Genomic DNA, 25168 nt, shown 5'->3' on the forward strand with positions numbered 1-25168 from the left:
GCAAGACGTGTGATGAGCAGTCCAGTTGTTGGCGGATCAGACTTCCCCATGAGGAGGCGGCGAAGTTCGACGCGGCGCTGGCGTCGCATCGTGAGGCGCTGGTGGCCCAGTGGAAGCAGGATCACGGCGATGGGGAGCGCGCCTCAGAGCAGCGCCCGCCGTTGCCGGGCACTGTGGAGGCGTTTTTGCGCTTGGTGGAGGCGGGCTGGGATGCCGAGGTGGCTCGTCGGCCGCACGGGGCTCAGACCACGGTGGTGGTGCATGTCGATGTGGAGCGGCGCGCTGCGGCGTTGCATCTGGGTCCGCTGCTCAGCGAGGCCGCACGCCAATACCTGACGTGTGATGCCACGTGTGAGGTCTGGTTTGAACGCGACGGCGAGGTGATCGGTGCTGGGCGCGCGACGCGGGTGATCAACCGGCGGCTGCGGCGCGCGCTCGAGCATCGCCATCGCACGTGCGCGGTGCCCGGTTGTGGTGCCAGCCGTGGTCTGCACGCCCACCACATCCGGCATTGGGAAGACGGCGGCCCCACGGAGTTGTTCAACCTGGTGTTGGTGTGTCCGTATCACCATCGGTTGCACCACCGGGGCCTCATCACCATCGCCGGATGCGCCGACGATCTGATTGTCACCGACAGCGCCGGTCAACGGCTGCGCGCGGGATCGCTCGCGCGTCCGCCCAACCTTGCCCCGCCGGCTGTTCCCCCGTGGCCCGGGCCCACCGGCGAGCGCGCCGACTGGTGGTGGTATGAACCGTTCCAGCCGCAGCCACCACCGACAAACAACTAAGTCGGTTATCCGGCCAAACGGGTTCAGGCATAAAGAAATTCGTGTGCACAGGCCCCGCTACCCGCTAATTTGAGCTAAGTCGTGCCCCGAGTAGCGCGTCGTTGTGTTGGCCGACGGCGGGCGGGGGATCGGTGACCGCGGCGTCGAAGCTGGAATACCGTGCCGGCATGCGGATCACGGTGACGGCGTCCGCACCGTCACCCACCGGCAGCGCCAGCTCGTTCTCGGCGAACAGCGGGGTGTCGACCACCTGCTTCCAGGTGTAGGCGAGGCAGGCCATCAGGCCGCCTTCCTGCAGTAGTTCAACCCATTCGGCGGCGGTCTTGGCGGCAAGCGCCGACTCCAATTCCTCGGTCAGCTCGGGGTAATTTTGCGCCCGCGAGCGCTGGTCGGCGAATCGCTCGTCCTCGATCAGGTCCGGCCGGCCGATGATCTGGCACAGCTTGGCCCAGTGCTTGGGCACGTACGCGCTGATCACCAGGTAACCGTCGGCGGCCCGGAACGCGTCGGATGGTTGGGTGGCAAACCCGACTCCCTTGCGCTTCTTGGCCTTTGGCGCGGAGTCGGGTTTGGGGCCATCGCTCGGCTTGTTCAGGTGAATCGTGAGCTGGCCGGCCTGCAGCGCCACCGCGACGTCGTACATCGCGACCCGCACCACGTCGGCCACCCCGTGGCGCTCGCGGTTCAGCAGCGCGGCCAGCACCGCCTGGGCCAGCACGTGACCGCTCGCCGCGTCCACGAGCTGGAACGGGATGATCTGCGGCTTGCCGGTCGGCGTGGGCATCCCGGTGGTCATGCCCGACTCGGCGGCCACCATCAGGTCGACGCCCGGCCTGCTGCCGTGCGGACCGTTGCCGCCGTACGCCGAAAGCCGCGCGTAGACGAGTTTGGGATTGCGCGATCGTAGGTCGTCGGGACCCAGGCCCAGGCGCTCCATCACCCCGGGCCGAAACCCTTCCAGCACAACGTCGGCGGTGTCGGCGAGCTGCAGTATCTGCTGCTTGGCCTCGTCGGTGGTCAAGTCCACCGCCACCGACTTCTTGCCCCGGTTGTGCGGCAGAAACAGCGTGGGCAGCGGCGGTCGCCCGGGCAGGACCGCGGTGATCTGGCGGGCCGCCTCGCCGCCGGGCGCCTCCACCTTGATGACCTCGGCGCCCAGGTCGGCCAGCACCTGGCCGGCCAGCGGGCCGGCGATGTTCTGGGTGAAGTCGAGGACCCGGAAGCCTTCAAGAGGCTTGGGCGCCTCGCTGTTTGGCATATCGGCCATTCTTTAACCTGCCTTGTGCAGCACCGCGGTGCAGTAGTAGTTCTTGGCGAACGGTGCGTCGGGGCCTTCGGGTTGCAACGGTAAACCGTTGTCCGCCAACAGCCGATTCAGCGGCGTGCGGACCGGCCGCCAGCCACGGTCGGCCAGGTATGTTGCCGCGTCGTTGCGTTCGCCGGGGAAGCCCAGGTCACCGAGCGCGATGTCGAGGCCGTTCTCCCGCCACTTCTCGCTGGCGGCGTTCAGCGCGTCCCCGCTGACTCCCGAGTTGAGGAACACCTCGGCCACCAGCCGGCTGCCGTCGGCGCTAAGCTCGGTGATCTGATCCAGCATCCGGTCCTGCGCCTCGGCCGGCAGGAAACCGAGCAGGCCCTCGGCGGCCCAGGCGGCCGGCCGGCCCGTGTCGAACCCGGCCTGCCGAAGCGCGGCCGGCCAGTCGTGGCGCAAGTCGATCGGCACCGCCCGCACCTCGGCCGCGGAGTTGGCGCCGAGTTCGGCGATGGTGACGGCCTTGAAGTCGATCACCTGCGGCTGGTCGATCTCGAATACCGTCGTGCCCGCCGCCCAGGGCAGCCGGTACCCGCGGGCGTCGAGCCCTGAGGCCAGGATCACCACCTGGCGGATGCCTGCATCGCAGGCGTCGCCGAAGAATGCGTCGATGAAGCGCGTGCGGGCGGCCATCATGTCGGTCATGCGCTGCATGCCCCAGGGGGCGCCGAGGACATCGACGTCCGCGGAGCTCAATTCACCGGCGGCCCAACGGGTCATGAAGTCGACGCCGACGGCCCGCACCAGCGGCTCGGCGAACGGATCGTCGATCAGCCCGTCGCGGGTGGCGCGGGCCCTTCCCGCGGCCACCATGGTGGCGGTGGCCCCCACGCTGGTCGCCAGGTCCCACGTGTCATTGTCGGTGCGCGCCATGTCGTCCCTTCTTCGCTCTACTGGTTAGCCACAATAACGATACGGTCTCCGGCCGGTTCGGCGTCCGAGCGGGAGCCCCGCTCGTTTTGGCTGACCGCGCCGTACATCGCCGCCGAATCCATTCGCGAGCTGACCGGCGGGCACCACGCCGAGACTTCGGTGATCGGCATCGGCTTGACGGCCGCCGCCCTGGTGGCGATGCCGATCCTCGGCTGGGCCGACCACGAGCTCGGGTCGCGGTTGGGGTCGGAGGCCACCGAGGGCGCGGGGAACCAGAACTACCTGTGCGCTGCCCAGGCCGCCGGGGTACTGGTCGGCCTTGCCGTCACGGCGCTGTGGGCCGGCGGATGGTGGCTGGACCCGGCGATCGGGCTGGCCATCGCCGGTGTTGCGGTCTGGCAGGGCCTCCGCTCCTGGCGTGGCTACGCCTGCTGCTGCTGAAGCTCCGTGGCCGGGCTCACTGCCGCCCGTCCAGGGATGAGAAGGTGGGTTGCCTCGGCAAATGCCGCAGTCGTGCAACGCGATTCGCTGGCCGGCCCAAGTGCGCGTGATGCGTCGCGAGGATTTGGCCGTGGTCGAAGATCGCCAAAAAGTCACTTCAGGCCAGCGTCCACATGCTCGTGCGTTACCTCAAGCCGTCATTCCCGCTCAGGCCCAACAGTGCGGACCCACCGGTGCCGGGGATACCGAGCGCCGGGCTAACGCGAGCCGGGTGAACGCAAGGATTTCGCAAGCGGTGTGGAGGATCCTCAGGTGGTCAGGCACCGCGGCCCGACCCCCCGGGCAGAGAATCCACTCTTCACCAAAGGGAAACAGATCCATGAACAAGCACACCCTGAAGGGGACCATCGCCGCGACGCTGCTGTCGGGCGGCGTCGCCATGGCAGGATTCGGGCTTGGTGCAGGCACCGCCTACGCAGACCCCGGCTACATAGAACCTGTTGGGCCGTATCACTGGTGCCCGGGAGGACCGCCCATGAATGTCAACTGGGACCAGAGTGTGTGCCACACCTTTTGGCACGTTGGTACCGGCGCCGGCAATGTCGGCGGCCCCGGCGATCTTCATAACAACCTTTACGAGGGCCCCAATCCACCGCGGGTACCCGTAGGTCCGTGCTTCGCCATGTGGATTCCGGCGCCTTGCCCCAACGGTTAGAAGATCGCCCCGCCAAGATTGCTGGGCCGTAGTTCCCCGGCTCGCCGCGTCGCGATTGCCGTTCAGTCCAGGCGGTACCGGATCAGCCGAGAGCTGTTGGCCACCACCGCCACCGACGACGCGTTGTGCAGGATCGCGGCCAGCACCGGGGACAGCGCGCCGCCCGCGCCGATGATCAGCCCGGCGGCGTTGACGGCGATGGACATGCCGTAGTTCTCGCGGATGACGTCGACGGCCCGGGCACCCAGGTCGCGAACGTCGAGCAGGCGATGCAGGTCGTCATTGGCCAGTGCTACGTCGGCGGTCTCGACGGCCACGTCGGTTCCGGCCAGGCCCATCGCGATCCCGATGTCGGCGGCGGCCAGCGCGGGGGCGTCGTTGATGCCGTCGCCGACCATCCCGACGACAAAGCCGTCGCTTTGCAGTTCGCGCACCACCTCGAGCTTGTGCTCCGGCATCACCTCGGCGCGCCACTCGTCGATCCCGAGCTCGTCGGCGACCACCTCGGCGATGTCGGGATGGTCGCCGGTGAGCATGACGATGCGGCGAATCCCGTTGGCGCGCAGCTTCTTCAGCACCTCGGCGGCTTCGGGACGCACCTCGTCACGCAGGCTGATCAGCCCCACCAGGGTGCCGTCCACGGCGAGCAGCAACGGCGTCTCCGCCTGGCGCCGCAGCTTGTCCACCCATTCCGACGCCTTCTTGGACACCTTCACCTTTTCGGCGCGCAGCAGCGACGGGCTGCCCAGCAGCAGGGTCCGGCCGTCGGCCCAGGTCCGCATGCCCAGGCCCACCAGCACCTCGCACTCCTCGTGCGGGGGGATGCTGATGTGGCGCTCCTCGGTGGAGCGGATCACCGCCTCGGCCAGCGGGTGACGGGAGTGGATCTCCGAGCTGGCCGCATACGCCAGCACCTGCTCGGGCTTCCAATCCTTGTGCATGGCAACGATATTGGTGACCACCGGCCGTCCGACGGTCAGCGTCCCGGTCTTGTCGAAGACGATCGCGTCGACCTGGCCGGCCTGTTCGAGGTGGGAGCCGCCTTTGATCAGGATGCCGCGGCGCGCGCCGTTGCCGATCGCGGCGCTGATCGCGGTCGGGGTGGCCAAACCGACCGCGCACGGGCACGCGATCAGCAGCATCGTCATGGCCCGGCGGACGTCGCCGGTGATCGCCAGGGTGATCGCGGAAACGATGAACGAGGTGGGAACGAAACGGCGAGAGAAGTTTTCGCCGACCGTCTGGATCGGTGCGCGGTCGTGCTGGGCCTCCTCGACCCGGGCGATGATGCGGCCGATGGTGGTCTGGTTGCCGACGGCGCTGGCGCGCACCACCACGCGCCCGCGCACCACGACCGACCCCGCGTGCACGGGTGAGGAGACCGTGACGCTGACCGGCAGGGTTTCCCCGGTGATCGCGGACTGGTCGACGATCGCCTCGCCGTCGACGACCTCGCCGTCCACCGGGATCGCGACGTGGTCGTGGACCACCACCTCGTCGCCAATCTGCACGGTGTCGATGGGCACCTGGACCTCAGTGAAGGACTGCGGGCCGTCGGTCAGCCGGATCCAGGCCGTGTCCTGGCTGCCGCGCAGCAGCTCGGAGATGGCCCGCCGGGTGCGCCGCAGCGTCAGGTCCTGCAGGTACTCGCCGATGTTGAGCAGCCACAGCACGGTGAGCGCGACGACGTTCTCCCGCAGCACAAGGCTGGCCACCGTCGCCGCCGAGACCAGGGCGTCGGTGCCGGCCCGGCCGGAGCGCAACGACCGCAGCGCCCCGCGCAGGAAGGGGTAGCCGGTGAAGACGGTGACGCCGGTGGCGAAGATCCGGCCGCTCGGGCCGAGCAGCGGCGGCCGCGCGAACACGTAGCGGCGCACCCCGAGCAGGGCCAGCGCCGCGCCGCCGATGACCATGCGAAGCACGTCGGTGTTGCGGATCTCCTCGGAGTGCGGCGCGCGCGCCGGGATCAGCTCGGCGGCCACGCTCGCCGCGCCGCCGATGGCATCGAGCACCGCGGAGCGGTCGCAGCGCCGGGGCGAGTACCAGACGACGACGGAGCCGGTCCGCGGGTAGGCGTGCACGACCCGCACCCCGTCTTGCTTGGCGACGGCCTCTTCCACCGCGACGGCCCGCCGCGAGTCGGATCGGACCCACTCGACCGAGACCCGCATGCGCCCGGCCGCATCCGAAATGACTTTCAGTGCGGGGACTTCGGCGGTGTCGACCGACATCTCCGCCGATCAGTGGTCGTGCTGGTGGGCGTCGGCCACGGACGGCGTGGGCGCCTCTTCGCCGATGCGTTCCCGGGCCTCGGCCATGACGTCGGCGAGCTTGAGCCGCGCCGACTCGGCGGTCTCCTCGGCCTTGCGGGTGCCGCGCAGTCCCAGCTCGGCGGCCGACACGGCGGTCTCGTGCAGCGGGGCCTTGGCCATGGCCTTGCGGACCACCTCGTAGGCCGTCACGCCGACCAGGCCGGTGACCACCGTTCCCGCCGCCTTCGCCAAGAGACCGTAGACCGCCATGACCGCAACCCTTCCTGTCGTCACACCGTCAGCCGACGTTGGCACGACGTTAACATTGAAATATTGCGATATCAATATGAATCGGCGCCTACAGGACCCGGGTCACCTTCTCGGTCTCGATCCTGCGCGCCTGCGATGACGGGTCGGGATTGGCCACCTGCACCAACGACGCGCCGACGGCCAGGATCGACAGCAGGCCGTCCACCAGCTCGCCGGCGTGGGTCCACGAAGCGGTGGAAAGCACCCGATCGTCGGGCGTCAGTCCCCTTGCCGCAGCGGAACTTTGGCATTCGGCCAGGATCTCGTCGGCCGATCGGCCGGCGAGCGCGGGACCCGGACGGGCTTCGGGAACGATCTGATCACCGTGCACCCGCACCGCGGTGGCGTAGTCGGTGACCCCGATCGGCAGGTCGGGCGCGGGGCGGCCGAACGGATCCAGCGACAGCACCGCCACCTCCCCGCCGGCCGCCAGGGCGTCGGCCTCGTCCAGCCGCTCGGCGGTGCACAGCGCGAAATCGGCCGCGCCGTCGAGCACCGCCTCGGCCCCGATCCACCACACCCCGAACAGGACCGCCGCGGTCTGCCAGTGCGCGGGCAGCAGGATCGCGACCCGGCTGGCCGGGCCGGCGCCCATCTCGTCGCGCAACAGATTGGCGGTCTTGGCGGCCCAGTTGGCCAGCGTCACGCCCGACAGTTCGATGCGCTCGGCCGTGGCGTCGTCGTAGTAGGTGATGCGCGGGCCGACCGGGTCCGTCCGCAGGATCGGCGAAAGGATCGCTTGGGAAAGCGTGGTCAGCGTGCTCAGTTGATGCACTCCGGCTTGTCGGAGCCGGCGGTCAGGATCGGCGACGGCGGCGGGACGTTGGGATCGGCCCCCTGTCCCGGAGCGGCTCCGGCGTTGGACACGCGGGCGGGCATGATGGTTCGGTCGCCGGACAGGCCCGACCCGGGACCGGTGTAGTCGTTGGCCAGCACCACCCGCACGGCGCCGGGCGCCAGGGAGGCGTCGGGGACGATGGGCAGCCCGCCCAGTTCCTTGGCGATCTGCTGCGCGCCCAGGTCGTCGGTCTTGGCGGCACGCACCTGGCTGGTCTTGACGTGGCCGCTTTCGTTGTTGCCGACGCTGCCGCTGGTGAATCCCTTGGAGCTCAACACAGCCGACACGGCCGCCGCCAGCCCGTTGATGTCGGTGTCGTTGACGACGTTGGCGGTGGTCTTGGCGGGCGTGTAGGCCAGTTCCTCGGTCTTGCCCTGGGCCTGGTCCTGCAACAGGCCCCCCACCCAGTCCTGGACCTGGTGCGCGTCCACCCGCACCACGCTTTGCATACCGTCGTCACTCCAGCCGGCGCCGTCGAGCACGGGGATGGTGGCGAAGGCGACGTTGCCGCCGGCCAGCTTCTGCAACTGCTGGACGAAATCCATGATGTCCCAGCCCGACGAGAGCACCACCGAGCGCTGGATGGCGGCCTCCAGCCGCTTGAGCGTGGCGGGGCTGGACAGCGTCTGGTTGGAGATGACCCGGTGGGCCAGCGAGGCCATCACCGCCTGCTGGCGCACCACCCGGTCCAGGTCACCGCGGGGCAGGTCATGGCGCTGCCGGACGAAGCTGAGCGCCTGCGGGCCGCTGAGCCGTTGCTGGCCGGCCGGAAAGTCGGCACCCGAAAGTGGTTCGAACACCGGCTCTTTGAGGCAGACGTTGACGCCGCCGAGCGCGTCGGTGATCAGCGCGAAACCGAGCAGCCCGATCTCGGCGTAGTGGTCGACGGTGACGCCGGTCAGATCGGCGACGGTCTTGATCAGGGCCTCGCGGCCGGCCTCGGTGCCCTGCGCCGACGCGTCCTGCGCGGAAACGCCGGCCTTGACCAGGCTGGCGCGCTTGGCCTCCCGTGTCTGTCCGTAGACGCCGTTGATCTTGGTCTTGCCCAGGCCCGGCGCCGCGACGTAGGAGTCCCGCGGAATCGAGATCGCGGTCGCCGACCTCCCGTTGTTGGGGATCCGGATCAAGATGATGGTGTCGGTGTTGGTCGCTTCCTCGTCGCCGGCCTTCAGCGTCGCCAGCTCCTCGTCCGACAACGGGTTGCCGTGCGCGTCGGTGCGACTGTCCAGGCCGACCAGCAAGATGTCGATCGCGCCGTCGTCGCCGCCCTTGCCCAGCGAGGGCGCGGACATGTGGAAGATGCCGTCCTCGAACGAGCGGACGTTGCTCCACGCGATCCCGGTCCCGAAAACGACCGCGACGGCCAGCACAGTGGCAATCACACGAATCACACGCTGCACAGGCATCACAACAGATTACTTGCGACACAGCAGCTTCTCGGGTAGCCCGCGGCGGCGCGCCCGACCCGTGCCAAACTCGAAACATGTCGGGCAGGTCAACTCGGTTCGTGATCAGCGGCGCGGGCGGCCAACTGGGCGGCTGTTTGGCGGCGATGGCGACCAATCAGGGGCGCGACGCGCTCGCGCTGACGTCGTCGCAATGGGACATCACCGATCCCGCCGCCGCCGAACGGATCATCCGCGCCGGCGACGTCGTCATCAACTGCGCCGCCTACACGAACGTCGACGGCGCCGAGAGCGACGAGGCCGCGGCGTACGCGGTCAACGCGACCGGCCCCGAACACATCGCGCGGGCCTGCGCGCGCGCCGGCGCTCGGCTGATCCACGTCTCCACCGACTTCGTCTTTTTCGGTGACCGCGCGGACTTCAACGGCGACCCGCCCCGGCCCTTCGAGCCCAGCGACGAAACCGACGCGCGCGGCGTGTACGCGCGCAGCAAGCTCGCCGGCGAACGGGCCGTCCTGGAAGCGCAGCCAGAGGCTGTCGTGGTCCGCACCGCCTGGGTCTACACCGGTGGAACCGGCAAGGACTTCGTCGCGGTCATGCGCCGGCTGGCCGCCGGGGACGGCCCGGTCAACGTGGTGGACGACCAGACCGGGTCGCCGACCTACGTCGCCGACCTGGCCGCCGCGCTGCTGCAGGTCGCCGACGACCATGTGCCAGGCCCCATCCTGCACGCGGCCAACGAAGGGGCGGTGTCGCGCTTCGAGCAGACCCGCGCGATCTTCTCCGAATGCGGCGCCGACCCGGCGCGGGTGCGACCGGTCAGCACCGCGGAGTTCCCGCGGCCGGCACCGCGCCCGATCTACTCCGCCCTGGGCAGCCGGGAATCCGCCGCCGCGGGCCTGGTGCCGCTAAGGCCGTGGCGCACGGCGCTTGTCGCGGCACTAGCCGCGGCGCAGACCAACGAGTCAACCGACGCCTCCGCCGATCGACCGTTACCCTCTACGCGTGACTGACGTCCTGCCGGTTGTGACGGTGACCTACTCGCCGGGCCCGCACCTGGAACGGTTCCTGGCCTCGTTGCCGATGGCCACCGAACGGCCGGTCAGCGTGCTGCTGGCCGACAACGGCTCCACCGACGGGACTCCGCAGGCGGCCGTGGAGCGCTATCCGAACGTGCGGCTGTTCGACACGGGCGCCAACCTCGGTTACGGAACCGCGGTGAACCGCGCGATCGCCCAGCTGGACGAGAGCGCAGGGGTGGATGACGACTGGGTGGTGGTGGCCAACCCCGACGTGCAGTGGGGTCCGGGCAGCATCGACGCCCTGCTGGACGCCGCCACCCGCTGGCCGCAGGCCGGCGCGCTGGGCCCGCTGATCCGGGATCCCGACGGGTCGGTGTACCCGTCGGCGCGCCACCTGCCGAGCCTGATCCGCGGCGGCATGCACGCGGTGGTCGGCCCGTTCTGGAAGCGCAACCCGTGGACGGCGGCCTACCGGCAGGAGCGGCAGGAGCCCAGCGAACGCGTGGTGGGCTGGCTGTCCGGCTCGTGCCTGCTGGTGCGCCGGTCGGCGTTCAGCCAGGTCGGCGGGTTCGACGAGCGCTACTTCATGTATATGGAGGACGTCGACCTCGGCGACCGGCTGGGCAAGGCCGGCTGGCTGAGCGTCTACGTCCCGTCGGCCGAAGTCCTGCACCACAAGGGCCACTCCACCGGCCACGACCCGGCGAGCCACCTGGCCGCCCATCACAGAAGCACCTATATCTTCCTGGCCGATCGGCATTCCGGGTGGTGGCGGGCACCGCTGCGCTGGACGCTGTGGGCCTCGCTGGCGGTGCGTTCGCGGCTGATGGTGCGCAGCGCGCTGCGCGGTCGCCGGCGGAACCGGGCGGAAGGGCGGCGCTGAGGTGGGAGTTCTCCAAGTCGATGCGGTGGTGCTGGTCGGCGGCAAGGGCACCCGGTTGCGGCCACTGACCCTGTCGGCGCCCAAGCCCATGCTGCCCACTGCCGGGCTGCCGTTCCTGACTCACTTGCTGTCGCGGATCGCCGCTGCCGGCATCGAGCACGTGATCCTGGGCACGTCGTATCAGGCCGGGGTGTTCGAGGCGGAGTTCGGCGACGGGTCCAAGCTGGGCCTGCAGATCGAGTACGTGACCGAGGAGCGGCCACTGGGGACCGGCGGCGGCATCGCCAACATCGCGGGGCACCTGCGGCACGACACCGTGATGGTGTTCAACGGCGACGTGCTGTCGGGTGCGGACCTGGGCCAGGTGCTCGACTTTCACCACACCCATCAGGCGGACGTCACCCTGCACCTGGTGCGGGTCGGTGACCCGCGCGCCTTCGGTTGCGTGCCCACCGACGAAAAGGACCGCGTCGTCGCCTTTTTGGAGAAGACGCAGGACCCGCCGACCGACCAGATCAACGCCGGCTGCTATGTCTTCAAGCGCGGCGTCATCGACCGGATTCCGCGGGGCCGCGAGGTGTCGGTGGAACGCGAGGTGTTCCCGGCCCTGCTCTCCGACGCCGACGTCAAGGTCTGCGGCTACGTCGACGCCACCTATTGGCGGGACATGGGCACGCCCGAAGACTTCGTTCGCGGATCGGCAGACCTGGTGCGCGGGATCGCCCCGTCGCCGGCGCTGCACGGCCACCGCGGCGAGCAGTTGGTGCACGACGGCGCGGCGGTGTCGCCGGGCGCGGTGGTGATCGGCGGCACGGTCGTTGGGCGTGGCGCCGAGATCGGCCCCGGCGTGCGGCTCGACGGCGCGGTGGTCTTCGACGGCGTCAAGATCGAGGCGGGCAGCGTGATCGAGCGCTCGATCATCGGGTTCGGTGTGCGCATCGGCCCGCGCGCGCTGATCCGCGACGGCGTGATCGGCGACGGCGCCGACATCGGCGCGCGCTGCGAGCTGCTGCGCGGTGCCCGGGTGTGGCCCGGAGTCACCATTCCCGACGGCGGGATCCGCTACTCGTCCGATGTGTGACCCGGCAGCAGCACTTCGATCACAAAGGTTCCTAGCGTGACCCTTGTGTGGTCGCCCGGGCGACCAGGTACGCCAACGCGTGATCGGTTCCCGGCGGCAGCGCGTCGGCCGGCCACCAGCGCAGGTCGTCCGACTCGTCGCTGATCACGATCCGGGCTCCGGCCGGCGCGTGCGCCACGAATTGCAGGTCGAGGTGGCGGGTCGGCACGCCCAGCGAGCACGTGACCGGGTGGACGTGGACGGCGGCGAGTTCGGGCACGATCCGCAGGCCTGCGATGCCGGACTCCTCGGTGGCCTCGCGCAGCGCGGCCGCGACGATGTCGGCGTCGCCGTCGTCGCAGTGCCCGCCGAGCTGCACCCAGCGGCCCACCCGCGGATGCAACGTGAGCAGCACCCGGTCACCCGCGTCGTCGAGCACCAGCGCCGACGCGGTGACGTGGCCCGCCACGCACTCGCGCAAACAGGCGTCGCGGCGCGCCTGCACGAAGGCCAGCACGGCATGCCGCAACGCATCCTGGGCCGGGTCGGGGGCCCGCCACTCGGCGAGGATCGAGAGGGCCGAGTCGCGGACGGTCAACGGGATCCTCGCCTGGTGCGGCGGCCCCGAAGCGAAACCCAGGCCGCGCGGCACGCCGCGACCGCGTCGCCGGACAGCCCGAGCCGGTCGATCAGGACGTGGCGGTCGACCAGGTCGAGCGCCTTGTCGATTTCGCCCGCCTTCAACAGCAGATCGACATCGCGGGCGAGGTCGGCGCCGGCCTGCGCCGGCGGGGGAATGGGCAGCTGCTCGGCCTCGGCGGGTTCGAGCTCCAGGATGCCGCCACCGTAGCTGCGCCCGAGGATTTCGGCGAAGGCGAACGTCACGCTGTTGTGGAACGCCGTGGCCAGCGCGGCCGGGTCGACCCCGTCGAAAACCCGGACCCGGTGCACCGTGTCGGTGCTGGTGGCCGCGGCGGCATTGACGGTCAGCCGTGGCGCGAGGTGGATCTGGCGCAGCATGAACAGGTCGGGGATCCACAGCGACGGCGTGGTCCACCACGGGTTGCGCAGCGAGCACTTGTAGCCGAGGTGCACTCCGGCGGCCTCCCCGGCGTCGATGTGGGCCGCCAGGTGTGGATCGGCCGGGTCGGGTGGGGCGTTGAGCAGCCAGGTGCGGTGGCCGGCGGCCACATCCCCCGCCCGGCAATCGGTGTCGTAGACCAGCCCGGACAGCTGGCTGCTGCGCGCGACGAGCGGCACGCAGTGCGGCCTCAGCCGCAGCTCCTCGGTCTGCGCGTCGGTCAAGGTGAAAAAGCTGTTGCGCCCCGTCACGATCCCGACGTCCACGCCGGCGACCGAACCCAGCCGGGTCAGGGCGTCCGAGCGCTTGAGCGCCCGCAACAGCCGGATCGCGCCGGGGTCCAGGAAGTACTTGGTCCACTTCTCGTTTTCGTGCAACAGGGCCGGGGCGAACTCGACGTCCAGGTCGGCTTCCGTCAACCCGGCCAGCGCACAGGCGTCGGTGAGATGGACGGTGCGGATCCGGGCCGGCCCCGCGCCGCCCGTGTCTCGGACGCCACAGAACAACACGACCTCCTGCAGGACGCCGTCGAACACCAATCGGTGGAACGTGATCAGCGTGATGTCGCGGAAGCGGGCCAGCAGGAACTCGCGCAGCTGCGCCGCAAAGCCGACCTGAAGCAACTCGGCGGGAAGCACCAGCCCCACGCGTCCGCCGTCGCGCACCAGCAGCGTGCTGGCGACGACGAAGGGGACCCAGGCGTTGGTCAGCCTGCTGGGCCGCAGGCCCGCGCGCCTCATCAGCTCCAGCGCCGGGTCGCGCTGGTCGGACGCCCAGTTGCCGAAGCGGATGTAGGGCGGGTTGCCCGCGACCCCGTCCCAGCCGCCGGCTTCGGCTTTGGTGGTCCCGGCCAGCCAGGCGAACAGGTTCGCGGCCTCGACGGGAGCGAAGCGCCGCGCCTTGGCCGCTTCGTGCGCGACGAGTTCGACCCCCTGCACGTCGCCGCCGAGAGCGGCCAGCTCGCGCAGGATCCGGCCGTCGCCGCAGGAGGGCTCGACGATCCGCGGACCGGCGTCGCGGACCCAGCGGGCCAGGAACCGGGCCACCGGGGCCGGCGTGTAGTAGCCGCCGCGGACCTTGTCGGCCGACGCCGCCGCCTTGCCCGCGAACGTTTTCATCGGCTTAAGTATCCCTTCCGGGGCGGCTCACTTGCGGATCAACAGATCCCCGGCCTCGGCGGGGTCGCGCAAACCGGGTGGCTCCTCGGCGTAGCCGATCGCGATGGCGCCCAACGGCTCCCAGTCGGCGGGCAGCCCCAGTTCAGCACGGACCAGGTCGGCGGCGAAGATCGTCGAGCCGATCCAGCAGCTGCCCACCCCCCGCACCGCCAACGCGACCAGCAGGGCCTGCACGGCCGCCCCGACGGCGACGGTGAACATCGTGCGCTCGGCGTCGGTGCGGGCGGCATCGGGATAGGTGTGGGCACCCTCGGGGACTCCGAAGGGGATGACGACCTCGGGTGCGTCGTAGAGGATCTGGCCGCGGGCCACCCGCCGCTCGATCGAGTCGGCGGGCCGCCCGTCGCCGGCGAGGTCGTTGCGCCACTTGTCTTTCATGCGGTCCAGCAGCCGGGTCCTGGTCGCGCGGTCCTGCAGCCACACCAACCGGACGGGCCGGGTGTGGTGGGGCGCAGGGGCGGTGAGCGCCTCGGCGACGGCCTCCTCGACCAGCTGCGGCGGGACCGGCTCGGCGCTGAACCGGCGCACCGACCGGCGCAGCAGCTGCGCCTGCCGGCGGCCCAGGTCGATGGCCTCGGCCGTGCCCAGCCAGAACAGGTCTTCGGAGCCCGGCCGCAGCAGTTGCCGGGCCGTCGCGCCGTCGTCGGTCACCGCGTGCCGGGGCAGCCCGCGCACCACGGCGACCGGCATCGCGGTCAGCTTGCCCTTCACCAGGTCGGCGGCCGCGGCGACCTCATCGGCGATCGCGACCTCGGTGACCAGCAGCTCGTTGCCGTGCCGGTCGACGGCCCCCGAATAGCTGTGCAGCACAGTCAGACCGGCGGAGCCGACCGCCGCGTCGATCTGGCCGTTGCGCCAGGCGCGGCCCATCGTGTCGGTGACGACCACTGCGACATCGACGCCGAGCCGCTGCCGCAGCCCGGCGCGCAGCGTCGAGGCGCTGGCGTCGGGGTCGACCGGCAGCAGCGCCAGCTCGTCGCGGCCGACATTGGATCCGTCCACGCCGGCGGCGGCCTGGACCAGGCCGAACCGGTTCTCAGTGATCAGCGTTCGGCCCTTGCGCGCCAGCACCCGCACCGCCTCGTCGTCGACCAGCTTGCGGCGCAGCTCGTCGCGCTCGGCGGCGTCCAGCGGCGCCGGGACCAGCCGGCCCTCGCACTTGGACACCACCTTGCTGGTGACCACCACGACGTCCCCGTCGCGCAGCCAGGGCGCGGCCGCCGCGACGGCCGCGGCGAGGTCGTCACCGGGCCGGAACTCGGGGAGGCCGGTGACCGGCAGGATCTCGACGGCCGAGCCGGTGCCATGCTCGGTCACGCTCACGCCGCTCACGCTCCCAGGCCCGCAAGCTTGAGCCCGGCGCTGACCATCTCGGCCGTCGCCTTCGGGTCGCTCATCAACAGCTGGACCGCGTGCACCGCGACCCCTTCGATGTCGGCCGAGTCGCCCTCGTGGATCAGCCAGCAATCCAGAATCCCGGTGGCCGCGCGCGCCCCGTAGTGCCGGCCGACCGCCGCCGCGGTGGACTCCACCCCGATCACCGACAGGCACGCATCGGCCATGCCGCGCAACGGTTTTCCGCCGATGATCGGTGAATAGCCGACGACCGGCGCGGTGGCCGCCCGCAGCGCGCCGCGGATGCCGGGGACGGCCAGGATGGCGCCCACGCTCACCACCGGGTTGGACGGCGCCAGCAGGATGACGTCGGCGTCGGCGATGGCCTGTACCACTTCGGTTGCGGCGCTGGCATTTTCCGCGCCGACGAACGCGAAGCTCTGCGTGGGCACCTGGGCCCGGTAGCGCACCCACCACTCCTGGAAGTGGATCGCCCGGCGGCTGTCGTCGGCCGGATCGGTGATCACCGCGTGCGTCTCGCAGCGGTCGTCGGTGGCGGGCAGCAATCGCGCGCCCGGTTGCCACCGGTCGCACAACGCGGCGGTGATCTGAGACAGCGGGTAGCCCGCGTGCAGCATCTGGGTGCGCACCAAATGGGTGCCCAGGTCGCGGTCGCCCAGCTGGAACCAGTCCGGCTGCACGCCGTAGGCCGCCAATTCCTCTAGCGCATGCCAGGTTTCGTCCCGGTGACCCCACCCTCGCTGCGGGTCGACCCCTCCACCTAAGGTGTACATGCAGGTGTCCAGATCCGGACAGACGCGCAGCCCGTGAATCCAGGCGTCGTCGCCGACGTTGACGACGGCGGTCAGCTCGTGGCTGTTGGCATCTGGGCGCTGTTGAGTCTGGAACTGCCCCAGCCCGAGCAGCTGTTGAACACCCAGCAGGAAACGGGCGCCCCCGACCCCACCGACCAGAACGGTAACCTTCACTTGAGCTTCACAGGGCTTGACAGTACTGCCCCGCGATGGGGCGGTCCGCAGGCCGGTTTCGAGGTGCCGTGCACACTGTGATCGACACGCCGACTGCCCAAAACAACAGAAACGCCGAAATTTCGTCACAAGATGATATGGAAATACGGCATAACGCTTGACGATGCAGGTCAACAAGTGTCTAATCACATCAGTGTCATTTCCCGGTTGGCCAGCCGATTCCGGTGTCGCAGACCGAGATTCGATCACTTGTTCGAATGGTCTGTACATCAGAACAGCGGGACACACTCACTCTCCCAAAAATCAAAGCTGAGGAGGCGGACGAAGCATGTCTTATGAGCACCTTCGGGGCGTTATGACAGGCACACCGCACACCACTTTTGGCTCGGCGCCGGCGGCGTCCGCCCGTCCGCACTTGACCGTGGTCCCTGACGCGCCAGTGGCTTTCGAACCCGAGCCCTTGCCGCCGGCGACACCGGACCAGTGGCAGGACCGGGCGCTGTGCGCGCAAACGGATCCCGAGGCCTTCTTCCCGGAGAAGGGCGGCTCCACCCGGGAGGCCAAGAAGATCTGCCTCGGTTGCGAGGTGCGTCATGAGTGCCTGGAATACGCACTGGCACATGACGAACGCTTCGGCATCTGGGGCGGTCTCTCCGAGCGCGAGCGTCGCCGCCTCAAGCGCGGCATCATCTAACCAGCGAGCCCGCGGCGCAAGCTCATTCGTCGTCGATCGTCGGGTCGATGACTGACGGCTCGACGTCTAGGTAGATGGCCACCTGAGCCACCAGGATCTCGTGCAGCAGGTCGCCGAGCTCGACGGTGTCCTTAGCCCGTCGCTCAATCGGCTTGCGAAACAACACAATTCGTGCACGCGTGGCGTTGCCGCGCACGTCCACGCCCGCCGGGATCAACCGGGCCAGGGCGATCGGCCCATCGGCGATGACCTCCGGCGGCCACTGCACGCTGTCGGGGTCCTTGGCGGCCATGCGCGGGATTTCGTCGACCGCCACGTCGAGGTCGGAGACCCGGTCCTGCCAGCGCCGCTCGATGGGTTCGTAGGCCTCCAGCACGGCCATGTCGAACCGCTCGGCCCGGCTGCGCCAGCCCGGCACCGTCGGGGGCAGCAGCGGGCCGCGCATGTCGCGGCCCCGTCGTGATGCCCGCCGCGCGGCCGACCGGCGCCGCCACCGATCGCTTTGCGGGGAGCTGCGCGAATCGCCCACGCGCCGATGGTAACGGTTGGGAATCGCGGGTCGAGCGGATGCGCGTGTCCAGCGCTTCGGCGGCGTTTGTGCACGATAGCCTTTCGGTCGTGAACGTTCCCCGTCGCTGCTGCCGGCCCGGGTGTCCGCACTACGCCGTGGCGACTCTGACGTTCGTCTACTCGGACTCGACGGCGGTGGTGGGCCCGCTCGCCACCGCGCGTGAACCGCATTCGTGGGACCTGTGCGTGGGCCACGCCGGCCGGATCACCGCACCCCGCGGGTGGGACCTGGTGCGCCACGCCGGGCAACTCCTTTCTGAGCCCACCCATCCCGACGAGGACGACCTGGTCGCCCTGGCCGATGCGGTGCGCGAGGGCGGCCCGCGTGAGCGCGCCCGGGCCCACGGGGCCACCGGCACGCCGCTGAACGGCTTCGATGGCTTTGCCGATTCCCACATTCAGCACGCCGGGGCCCACGCCGCGGCGCCTTGCAGTAAGCCCAGCGCTGGCCTGCTCGCGCCGGCCGAGCACCGTTCCGGGCGCCGCCGTGGGCATCTGCGGGTGTTGCCCGACCCCAGTGACTAGAGCGTGGCCCCTCCGCCGTGCACCGTTACGGCGCGCACTTTTCCCGGGCCGATAGGCTGGCGCCAAGAGGCGAAGGTATCTATGGCGTCAGGAGGCCCGCATGTCTCGGCCTGCCGCGACCGTCCGCCGTGTCGTCAAGGCGTATGACGTGCGAGGGCTGGTCGGCGAGGAGCTCGACGAGCCGTTGGTCGCCGACCTGGGCGCCGCCTTCGCCAAACTGATGCGTGCCGAGGGCGCGCGGCAGGTGGTGATCGGCCACGACATGCGTGACAGCTCCCCGGCGCTGGCCGCCGCCTTCGCGGGCGGGGTCACCGGCCGGGGCCTGGACGTGGTGCGCATCGGCTTGTCGTCCACCGATCAGCTGTATTTCGCCTCCGGGCTGCTGGACTGCCCCGGTGCCATGTTCACCGCGAGCCACAACCCGGCGGCCTACAACGGGATCAAGCTGTGCCGGGCCGGGGCCAAACCGGTCGGCGCCGACACCGGCCTCAGCCTCATCAGCGACGACGTGATCGCCGGGGTCGCGCCCTGCGACGGACCCACGGGGGCGATCGCCGATCGTGACGTGCTGGCCGACTACGGGAAGTTTCTGCGTTCGCTGGTCGACACGTCGGGGCTGCGGCCACTGCGAGTGGCCGTGGACGCCGGCAACGGGATGGCAGGGCACACCGCCCCGGCCGTCCTCGGCGCCATCGACTGCATCACCTTGTTGCCGTTGTACTTCGAACTCGACGGCTCGTTTCCCAACCACGAGGCCAACCCGCTCGACCCGGCCAACCTGGTCGACCTGCAGAACTTCGTGCGCGACAGCGGCGCCGACATCGGGCTGGCCTTCGACGGCGACGCCGACCGGTGCTTCGTGGTCGACGAACGCGGGCAAACCGTGTCGCCGTCGACGGTGACCGGCCTGGTGGCCGCCCGCGAGCTGGGCCGCGAGATCGGCGGGACCGTCATCCACAACGTCATCACCTCGCGCGCCGTGCCCGAGCTGGTCACCGAGCGCGGCGGCACCCCGCTGCGATCCCGGGTGGGGCACTCCTACATCAAGGCGCTGATGGCCGACACCGGCGCGATCTTCGGCGGCGAGCATTCGGCGCACTACTACTTCCGTGACTTCTGGGGCGCCGACTCCGGGATGCTGGCGGCGCTGTATGTGCTGGCCGCCCTCGGCGAGCAGCAGGAGGCCCCGGGGCCGCCAAGACCACTGTCGGAGCTGACCGCCGACTACCAGCGCTACGAATCGTCGGGCGAGATCAACTTCAAAGTCGCCGACGCGTCGTGTTGCGTGGATGCCGTGTTGAAGTCGTTCGGCAGCCGCATCCAGTCCATCGACCACCTGGACGGGGTGACCGTTGATTTGGGCGACGACAGCTGGTTCAACCTGCGCAGCTCCAACACCGAGCCGTTGCTGCGGCTCAACGTGGAGGCCCGCACCACCGAGGAGGTCGACGCGCTGGTGAACCAGATCAGCACTGAAATCTCTGCCGTCACGGCCGGCCGGAACGGCGCGACGTGAGCGCCACCCGGGCGATCGACCTCGAAGACACCGACGGCCTGCTCGCCGCCGACCGGGAGGGCCTGCTGCGGGCCACGTCGTCGGCGGGTGCGCAGGTCCGCGCCATCGCCGCCGCGGCCGACGAGGGCGCGCTGGACTTGCTGCGGGTGGACGACCCAGCGCGCAGCGTGATCTGGGTGGCCGGCCGCGGGGCGGCCGAGACCGCCGGGGCCATCCTCGCCGCGACGTTGGGTGCGGCGGCCTCCGAGCCGATCGCGCTCGTCGGCGAGGCGCCGCCCTGGGTCGGCCCGCTCGACGTGCTGATCGTCGCGGGCGATGACCCCGGCGATCCCGCGCTGGTCTCCGCCGCGGCGACCGGCGTGCGCCGGGGCGCGCGGGTTCTGGTGGTGGCGCCGTACGAGGGCCCGCTGCGCGACTCCACCGCCGGCCGCGCCGCGGTGCTCGAGCCGCGGCTCAGCGTTCCCGACGACTTCGGGCTGTGCCGCTACCTCGCCGCCGGCCTGGCCGCCTTGCGAACCGTCGATCCCAGGCAGGGCACCGATCTCGTGTCGCTCGCCGACGCCCTGGATGACGAGGCGCTGCGCAACAGCGCCGGCCGCGAGTTGTTCACCAATCCGGCCAAGGCAATCGCCGCGCGCCTGGCCCATCGCCGGTTGGTGCTGGCCGGCGACTGCGCCGCGACGCTGGCGCTGGCCCGGCACGGCAGCTCGGTGCTGCTGCGGGTCGCGCACGAGGTGGTCGCCGCCACGGGGCTGGCGGACGCGCTGGTGGCCCTGCGCGCGACCTCGGCACTCGGCGATGCCCCCTCTTCGGTGGACGCCCTCTTTCACGACGACCAGATCGACGGGCCGCTGCCCGAGCGACTTCGGGTGCTGGCGCTGACGCTGTCCGCCGAACAGACGGTCGTGGCCGCCCGGACCGCCGGGCTCGAGGACGTCTACCTGCTCGCCGCCGAAGACGTGCCCGACGGGCCGGGCGGGTCGGCGGGCTCCACGGTCGCGCCCGCGTTGGGGGGCGCCATCACCGCCGAGCAGCAACTGGCAGTATTGGCCGTCCGGCTGGAGATGGCCGCGGTTTACATGCGACTGGTGCGGGGATAGATAGACAAGTGGAACTGCTTCGCGGGGCCTTGCGCACGTACGCCTGGGGATCGCGCACCGCCCTCGCCGAATTCACCGGGCGTACGGTCCCGGCGGCTCATCCGGAGGCCGAGCTCTGGTTTGGCGCACACCCCGGCGACCCGGCCTGGCTGCAAAAGGGCAACGGCAAGAAAGATGAGGTCTCGTTGCTGGAGGCGCTGGTCGCCGACCCGGACGGGCAGCTCGGCCCGGCGTCGCGGACCAGGTTCGGCGACGTGCTGCCGTTTCTGGTCAAGGTCCTGGCGGCCGACGAGCCGCTGTCGCTGCAGGCCCATCCCAGTGCCGAGCAGGCGGTCGAGGGCTACCTGCGCGAGGAGCGACTGGGCATTCCGGTGAACTCGCCGGTGCGCAACTACCGCGACACCTCCCACAAGCCGGAGTTGTTGGTGGCGCTGCAGTCGTTCGAGGCGCTGGCCGGGTTTCGCCCCGCGTCGCGGACCGTCGAGCTGCTGCGGGCGCTGGCCGTCTCCGACCTCGACCCCTACATCGATTTGCTCAACGACCAGTCCGACGCCGACGGCCTGCGCGCGCTGTTCACCACCTGGATCACCGCGCCGCAGCCCGACATCGACGTGCTGATACCCGCCGTGCTGGACGGCGCCATCGCCTACGTCAGTTCCGGCGCAACGGAATTCGCGGCCGAAGCCAAGACGGTGCTGGAGCTGGGCGAACGCTATCCCGGCGACGCCGGCGTGCTGGCGGCGTTGTTGCTCAACCGCATCACGCTGGCCCCGGGCGAGGCGATCTTCGTGGCGGCCGGTAACCTGCACACCTACCTGCGTGGGTTCGCCGTTGAAGTAATGGCCAACTCCGACAACGTGTTACGCGGCGGGCTGACCCCCAAGCACGTCGACGTCCCCGAGCTGCTGCGGGTGCTGGACTTCAATCCCACCCCCGAGGCGCAGCTGCACCCGCATGTCCGCCGCGAGGGATTCGGCATGATCTACGAGACGCCCACCGACGAGTTCGCGGTCGCCCTGCTGACGCTTGAAGGCGACTACCTCGGCCACGAGGTCGACGCGTCCAGCAGCCACGAGGGCCCACAGATCTTGTTGTGCGCCGAGGGCTGCACGGCGGTGCACGGCAAGTCCGGATCGCTCACGCTGGAACGCGGGATGGCCGCCTGGGTCGCGGCCGACGACGGACCCATCCGGCTGGTGGCACGCGAGCCGGCCAAGCTGTTCAGGGCGACCGTAGGGCTGTGACTGCCGCCGATGAGGGCGAGCCGCTTCGCCCGGCTCCGCGGCGCTCGCGATCGCCACGTCGGTCGCGGGTCGCCTCCCGGCGCTCGCGCAGCCACAGCCGCATATTGTGCGCCATGGCCCGGCCGACGATCCGCGGCGGCGGGACCATGTACAGGCTGTCAAGCAGTGAGAACCGGCGCAAAAACCATTCGGCCAGAACCGCTTCCGTTTCGGCGGCGCCGAGGAATTGGTCGAACAGCGTCGCGGACGGCCGCCACCACCAGGGCACGTGGGCCTTGGTGGTGGCGTGGTGGAAGTGCAGGTCGGCGACGCCGTTCATCATCCACACCGGGTAGGTCGTCCTGGCCGTCGCGCCGTTGAGCGCCGCGGCCACTTGGTGATCCGGGAACTGCAGCGCCCACTTCAGATGACCGGCCTGCAGCGACGTCATCGTCATGCCCTGCCCGAAGGTGGGATTGAAGCTGGCGACGGCGTCGCCGAAGGGCACGATGCCAACCGGGAAGCGGTCCAGCTTGTGGTACCGGCGCCACCTGCTGGCCGGAAACGCGTGAAACGCCGGCTCGCCAATCGGTTCGGACCGCGCCAGCGCGGCGCTGAAATGGGCCGGCAGCAGCTCGTCGGCCAGCGCGAGCATCTCGGGAAACGTCCGGGGCGGTTTGGCGCCCGCCACCCCGAACGTCGTCAGCACCCAGCTGCGGTCCTCGTAAAACAGCATGCCAAGCCCGAGCGACTGGTCGTGGGAGGCGCCGGCGACCACCACCTTCTCTGCGATCAGGCCCTCGGGCATCCGGAATCGGTGGGTGGCGTAGTTGATGCCGATGTCTATCGTTTGCTCGACCGGGCGCGCATAGCCCCACTGCTCCAACCAGACCGGCAGCCGGGTGCCCCGGCCCGCCGCGTCGACCACCAGGTCGGCGGGCACGAACTCCGGCTCCCCGCCCGTCACGCGATCCACCAGCACACCGGTCACCCGCTCCCGCGCCGGGTCGAACCGCGGCTCGGCAACCGAGCGCCGCACGATCTGCGCGTTGTCCAGGTCTTGCACCCGCCTGCGAAGCTGCCACTCGAGATGCGGCCGGCTGGGCACGTAGGCGGTGAACTCGTCGCGCAGCGTGTGCCCCGTGCCGAGGACGTGGCCCGCCGCGCCCAGGTGGATGCAGTCCGGCCGGTTCTCCAGCATGGGCACGCCCGCGTCCACCATGTCCTCGAGCAGCCCGGGAAACAGGCTTTCGAACTCGTTCGCCCCGCGGGCCATCAGCATGTGCAGGTGCCGGTCCTGCGGGACGGCCGCGCGGTTCGCCGCCCCGCTCGGCAATTCGTCGCGCTCGTAGACCGTCACCCGGGCGTAGTGATCCGAAAGCACCCGCGCGGCGCACAGTCCCGCGATGCTGCCCCCGATGACCACCGCGTGGTTTCGCGCGTTGTTTCTTTCCGGCATGCCCGCAGACTACCCAGTACTGTGACGGACCAATGGGTTCCCAGCGGATGGGAAGGCGGGTGGATGGCCAATCGCTGGCGCACGAAATCGGTCGAACAATCGATCGCCGACACCGACGAGGCGGAGACCCGGCTGCGCAGGGAGCTCACCTGGCGGGACCTGACCGTGTTCGGCGTCGCCGTGGTGATCGGCGCCGGCATCTTCACGGTGACGGCGTCGACGGCCGGGGACATCACGGGGCCCGCGATCTGGATTTCCTTCGTCATCGCCGCGATCACCTGCGCGCTGGCCGCGTTGTGCTACGCCGAATTCGCCTCGACGCTGCCGGTGGCGGGCAGCGCGTACACGTTCTCCTATGCCACTTTCGGGGAGTTCATGGCCTGGATCATCGGCTGGAACCTGCTGCTGGAATTGGCGATCGGCGCGGCCGTGGTGTCCAAGGGCTGGTCGAGCTATTTGGGTTCGGTGTTCGGATTCGCCGGCGGAACAAGCAAATTCGGTTCCTTCCAGCTCGACTGGGGCGCGTTGGTGATCGTCGCGGTGGTGGCGACGCTGATCTCCCTTGGCACCAAGCTCTCGTCGAGGTTCTCCGCGGTGATCACCGCCATCAAGGTGTCGGTGGTGGTGCTCGTCGTGATCGTCGGCGCCTTCTACATCAAAGGGGCCAACTACTCGCCGTTCATTCCGAAGCCGGAAGCCGGGCGCGAGGCGACCGGGATCAATCAGTCGGTGCTGTCACTGCTCACCGGGGCAACCAGCAGCCACTACGGCTGGTACGGCGTGCTGGCGGGGGCGTCGATCGTGTTCTTCGCGTTCATCGGATTCGACATCGTTGCCACCATGGCCGAGGAAACCAAAGAGCCGCAGCGCGACGTTCCGCGGGGGATCCTGGTGTCGCTGGGGATCGTCACCCTGCTCTACGTCGCCGTCGCCGTCGTGCTGTCGGGAATGGTGTCCTACACCGAGCTCAAGACCCAGCCCGGCGGGAAGCCGGCGAACCTGGCCACGGCCTTCACGGCGAACGGGATTCACTGGGCGAGCAAGATCATCGCCATCGGCGCGCTGGCCGGGCTGACCACCGTGGTGATGGTGCTGATGCTCGGGCAGTGCCGGGTGCTGTTCGCGATGGCGCGCGACGGGCTGTTGCCCCGGCCGCTGGCCAAGACCGGTTCGCGCGGCACGCCGGTCCGGATCACCGTGCTGGTTGCGCTGGTGGTGGGCGCGACGGCGTCGGTGTTTCCGATCAGCAAGCTCGAGGAGATGGTCAACGTCGGCACGCTGTTCGCCTTCGTCCTGGTGTCGGCCGGCGTCATGGTGCTGCGCCGGACCAGGCCCGACCTGGAGCGCGGGTTCCGGGCGCCGTGGGTGCCGCTGCTCCCGATCGCCTCGATCTGCGCGTGCGCGTGGCTGATGCTGAACCTCACGGCGCTGACCTGGGTGCGGTTCGGCGTCTGGCTGGTGGTGGGGACCGCGATCTATGCCGGCTACGGGTATCGGCACTCGGTGCAGGGGCGCCGGGACGCGGGGCTAGCCTTTACAAAATAATGGTCCGTGTCTAGACAGGAGACGCAGAGCGTCGTATTGTCCAACCTCAAGGTG

General features: G+C 70.0%; 22 protein-coding genes and 1 pseudogene. 11 read left to right on the top strand and 12 right to left on the bottom strand.

Annotated features, from left to right (window positions below):
* Positions 1-788, top strand: a 788-nt coding sequence (locus tag A5764_RS02405) for an HNH endonuclease signature motif containing protein (RefSeq protein WP_156664460.1), incomplete at its 5' end; no start/stop codon positions are given.
* A gap of 64 nt (positions 789-852) precedes the next feature.
* On the opposite strand, the gene A5764_RS02410 is transcribed toward A5764_RS02405, so the two are convergent.
* Complete coding sequence (locus tag A5764_RS02410; protein ID WP_067107979.1) at positions 853-2046, bottom strand: CoA transferase; 1194 nt, start codon at positions 2044-2046, stop codon at positions 853-855.
* 12 nt (positions 2047-2058) lie between these two features.
* Complete coding sequence (locus tag A5764_RS02415; protein ID WP_067107983.1) at positions 2059-2973, bottom strand: class I SAM-dependent methyltransferase; 915 nt, start codon at positions 2971-2973, stop codon at positions 2059-2061.
* 81 nt (positions 2974-3054) lie between these two features.
* On the opposite strand from A5764_RS02415, the pseudogene A5764_RS02420 reads away from it, so the two are divergent.
* Positions 3055-3414: pseudogene (locus tag A5764_RS02420) on the top strand (cation transporter); the annotation flags it as partial.
* Positions 3415-4191: 777 nt separating this feature from the next.
* On the opposite strand, the gene ctpC reads toward A5764_RS02420, so the two are convergent.
* The 4 genes from ctpC to A5764_RS02445 all read right to left on the bottom strand — a co-directional run bounded on the left by ctpC (position 4192) and on the right by A5764_RS02445 (position 8934).
* Positions 4192-6360: a manganese-exporting P-type ATPase CtpC gene (gene ctpC, locus A5764_RS02430; protein WP_067107989.1), complete on the bottom strand. Its 2169-nt coding sequence runs from the start codon at positions 6358-6360 to the stop codon at positions 4192-4194.
* Between the two features lie 9 nt (positions 6361-6369).
* On the bottom strand, positions 6370-6651 hold the full coding sequence (locus A5764_RS02435) for a DUF1490 family protein (protein WP_067107992.1): 282 nt from the start codon (positions 6649-6651) through the stop codon (positions 6370-6372).
* Between the two features lie 88 nt (positions 6652-6739).
* Positions 6740-7465 (bottom strand): TIGR03089 family protein, encoded by a 726-nt coding sequence (locus tag A5764_RS02440; RefSeq protein WP_197501176.1) that lies wholly within the window; start codon positions 7463-7465, stop codon positions 6740-6742.
* Positions 7453-8934: an LCP family protein gene (locus A5764_RS02445; RefSeq protein ID WP_067107995.1), complete on the bottom strand. Its 1482-nt coding sequence runs from the start codon at positions 8932-8934 to the stop codon at positions 7453-7455. The genes A5764_RS02440 and A5764_RS02445 overlap by 13 nt, the downstream gene beginning before the upstream one ends.
* 77 nt (positions 8935-9011) lie before the next feature.
* On the opposite strand from A5764_RS02445, the gene rfbD reads away from it, so the two are divergent.
* The 3 genes from rfbD to A5764_RS02460 are packed head-to-tail and all read left to right on the top strand — an operon-like array spanning position 9012 to position 11920.
* Positions 9012-9947 (top strand): dTDP-4-dehydrorhamnose reductase, encoded by a 936-nt coding sequence (gene rfbD / locus A5764_RS02450; RefSeq protein WP_067108000.1) that lies wholly within the window; start codon positions 9012-9014, stop codon positions 9945-9947.
* Complete coding sequence (locus A5764_RS02455; RefSeq protein WP_067108003.1) at positions 9940-10839, top strand: glycosyltransferase family 2 protein; 900 nt, start codon at positions 9940-9942, stop codon at positions 10837-10839. The genes rfbD and A5764_RS02455 overlap by 8 nt, the downstream gene beginning before the upstream one ends.
* Position 10840: 1 nt before the next feature.
* Positions 10841-11920, top strand: a complete 1080-nt coding sequence (locus A5764_RS02460) for a sugar phosphate nucleotidyltransferase (RefSeq protein WP_067108005.1) — start codon at positions 10841-10843, stop codon at positions 11918-11920.
* Positions 11921-11951: 31 nt separating this feature from the next.
* Here A5764_RS02460 and A5764_RS02465 read toward each other — a convergent pair whose 3' ends face one another.
* From A5764_RS02465 to cofD, 4 genes are read right to left on the bottom strand one after another with little or no spacing between them, the layout of a single operon-like run.
* A complete protein-coding gene (locus A5764_RS02465) occupies positions 11952-12497 on the bottom strand; it encodes an NUDIX hydrolase (RefSeq protein ID WP_067108684.1) in 546 nt (181 codons plus the stop codon).
* Entirely contained in the window at positions 12494-14098 is a 1605-nt protein-coding gene (locus tag A5764_RS02470) for a class I SAM-dependent methyltransferase (RefSeq protein WP_067108008.1), read from the bottom strand. Before A5764_RS02470 ends, A5764_RS02465 begins: the two co-directional genes overlap by 4 nt.
* Before the next feature lie 27 nt (positions 14099-14125).
* The gene (locus tag A5764_RS02475; protein ID WP_156664461.1) at positions 14126-15481 is read right to left on the bottom strand and encodes a coenzyme F420-0:L-glutamate ligase; all 1356 of its coding nucleotides are present in this window, start codon (positions 15479-15481) and stop codon (positions 14126-14128) included.
* Between the two features lie 5 nt (positions 15482-15486).
* Positions 15487-16482 carry a 2-phospho-L-lactate transferase gene (gene cofD, locus A5764_RS02480; RefSeq protein ID WP_067108014.1) on the bottom strand — a complete coding sequence of 332 codons (996 nt, stop codon included), beginning with the start codon at positions 16480-16482 and terminating at the stop codon, positions 15487-15489.
* A gap of 355 nt (positions 16483-16837) precedes the next feature.
* Here cofD and A5764_RS02485 point away from each other — a divergent pair, with 355 nt between their 5' ends.
* Complete coding sequence (locus A5764_RS02485) at positions 16838-17176, top strand: WhiB family transcriptional regulator (RefSeq protein WP_067108017.1); 339 nt, start codon at positions 16838-16840, stop codon at positions 17174-17176.
* Positions 17177-17198: 22 nt separating this feature from the next.
* Here the strand turns inward: A5764_RS02485 and A5764_RS02490 are convergent, their stop codons facing one another.
* Positions 17199-17621: a metallopeptidase family protein gene (locus tag A5764_RS02490; RefSeq protein WP_067108020.1), complete on the bottom strand. Its 423-nt coding sequence runs from the start codon at positions 17619-17621 to the stop codon at positions 17199-17201.
* Positions 17622-17794: 173 nt separating this feature from the next.
* On the opposite strand from A5764_RS02490, the gene A5764_RS02495 reads away from it, so the two are divergent.
* From A5764_RS02495 to manA, 4 genes are all read left to right on the top strand, one after another.
* Positions 17795-18271 (top strand): DUF3499 domain-containing protein, encoded by a 477-nt coding sequence (locus A5764_RS02495; RefSeq protein ID WP_197501177.1) that lies wholly within the window; start codon positions 17795-17797, stop codon positions 18269-18271.
* Positions 18272-18371: 100 nt separating this feature from the next.
* Complete coding sequence (locus A5764_RS02500) at positions 18372-19787, top strand: phosphomannomutase/phosphoglucomutase (RefSeq protein ID WP_067108023.1); 1416 nt, start codon at positions 18372-18374, stop codon at positions 19785-19787.
* Positions 19784-20887, top strand: coding sequence for a TobH protein (locus tag A5764_RS02505; protein ID WP_067108026.1), 1104 nt, complete (start codon positions 19784-19786; stop codon positions 20885-20887). The genes A5764_RS02500 and A5764_RS02505 overlap by 4 nt, the downstream gene beginning before the upstream one ends.
* 8 nt (positions 20888-20895) lie before the next feature.
* A complete protein-coding gene (gene manA, locus A5764_RS02510) occupies positions 20896-22131 on the top strand; it encodes a mannose-6-phosphate isomerase, class I (RefSeq protein ID WP_067108029.1) in 1236 nt (411 codons plus the stop codon).
* Here the strand turns inward: manA and A5764_RS02515 are convergent.
* Positions 22109-23536: an NAD(P)/FAD-dependent oxidoreductase gene (locus tag A5764_RS02515; RefSeq protein ID WP_156664474.1), complete on the bottom strand. Its 1428-nt coding sequence runs from the start codon at positions 23534-23536 to the stop codon at positions 22109-22111. The two genes, manA and A5764_RS02515, sit on opposite strands and share 23 nt — an antisense overlap.
* Before the next feature lie 96 nt (positions 23537-23632).
* Here A5764_RS02515 and A5764_RS02520 point away from each other — a divergent pair, with 96 nt between their 5' ends.
* A complete protein-coding gene (locus A5764_RS02520) occupies positions 23633-25114 on the top strand; it encodes an amino acid permease (protein WP_067108032.1) in 1482 nt (493 codons plus the stop codon).
* Positions 25115-25168 lie beyond the last annotated feature (54 nt).

Source organism: Mycobacterium sp. 852002-51057_SCH5723018 (genome assembly GCF_001667035.1).
Classification (GTDB): Bacteria; Actinomycetota; Actinomycetes; order Mycobacteriales; family Mycobacteriaceae; genus Mycobacterium.

Excerpts from the sequence above, each read along its gene's own strand:
- A5764_RS02410 (WP_067107979.1), bottom strand. The coding sequence starts at position 2,046 with ATGCCAAACAGCGAGGCGCCCAAGCCTCTTGAAGGCTTCCGGGTCCTC.
- A5764_RS02415 (WP_067107983.1), bottom strand. The coding sequence starts at position 2,973 with ATGGCGCGCACCGACAATGACACGTGGGACCTGGCGACCAGCGTGGGG.
- ctpC (WP_067107989.1), bottom strand. The coding sequence starts at position 6,360 with ATGTCGGTCGACACCGCCGAAGTCCCCGCACTGAAAGTCATTTCGGAT.
- A5764_RS02435 (WP_067107992.1), bottom strand. The coding sequence starts at position 6,651 with ATGGCGGTCTACGGTCTCTTGGCGAAGGCGGCGGGAACGGTGGTCACC.
- A5764_RS02445 (WP_067107995.1), bottom strand. The coding sequence starts at position 8,934 with ATGCCTGTGCAGCGTGTGATTCGTGTGATTGCCACTGTGCTGGCCGTC.
- rfbD (WP_067108000.1), top strand. The coding sequence starts at position 9,012 with ATGTCGGGCAGGTCAACTCGGTTCGTGATCAGCGGCGCGGGCGGCCAA.
- A5764_RS02470 (WP_067108008.1), bottom strand. The coding sequence starts at position 14,098 with ATGAAAACGTTCGCGGGCAAGGCGGCGGCGTCGGCCGACAAGGTCCGC.
- A5764_RS02485 (WP_067108017.1), top strand. The coding sequence starts at position 16,838 with ATGACAGGCACACCGCACACCACTTTTGGCTCGGCGCCGGCGGCGTCC.
- A5764_RS02490 (WP_067108020.1), bottom strand. The coding sequence starts at position 17,621 with ATGCGCGGCCCGCTGCTGCCCCCGACGGTGCCGGGCTGGCGCAGCCGG.
- A5764_RS02500 (WP_067108023.1), top strand. The coding sequence starts at position 18,372 with ATGTCTCGGCCTGCCGCGACCGTCCGCCGTGTCGTCAAGGCGTATGAC.
- A5764_RS02520 (WP_067108032.1), top strand. The coding sequence starts at position 23,633 with ATGGCCAATCGCTGGCGCACGAAATCGGTCGAACAATCGATCGCCGAC.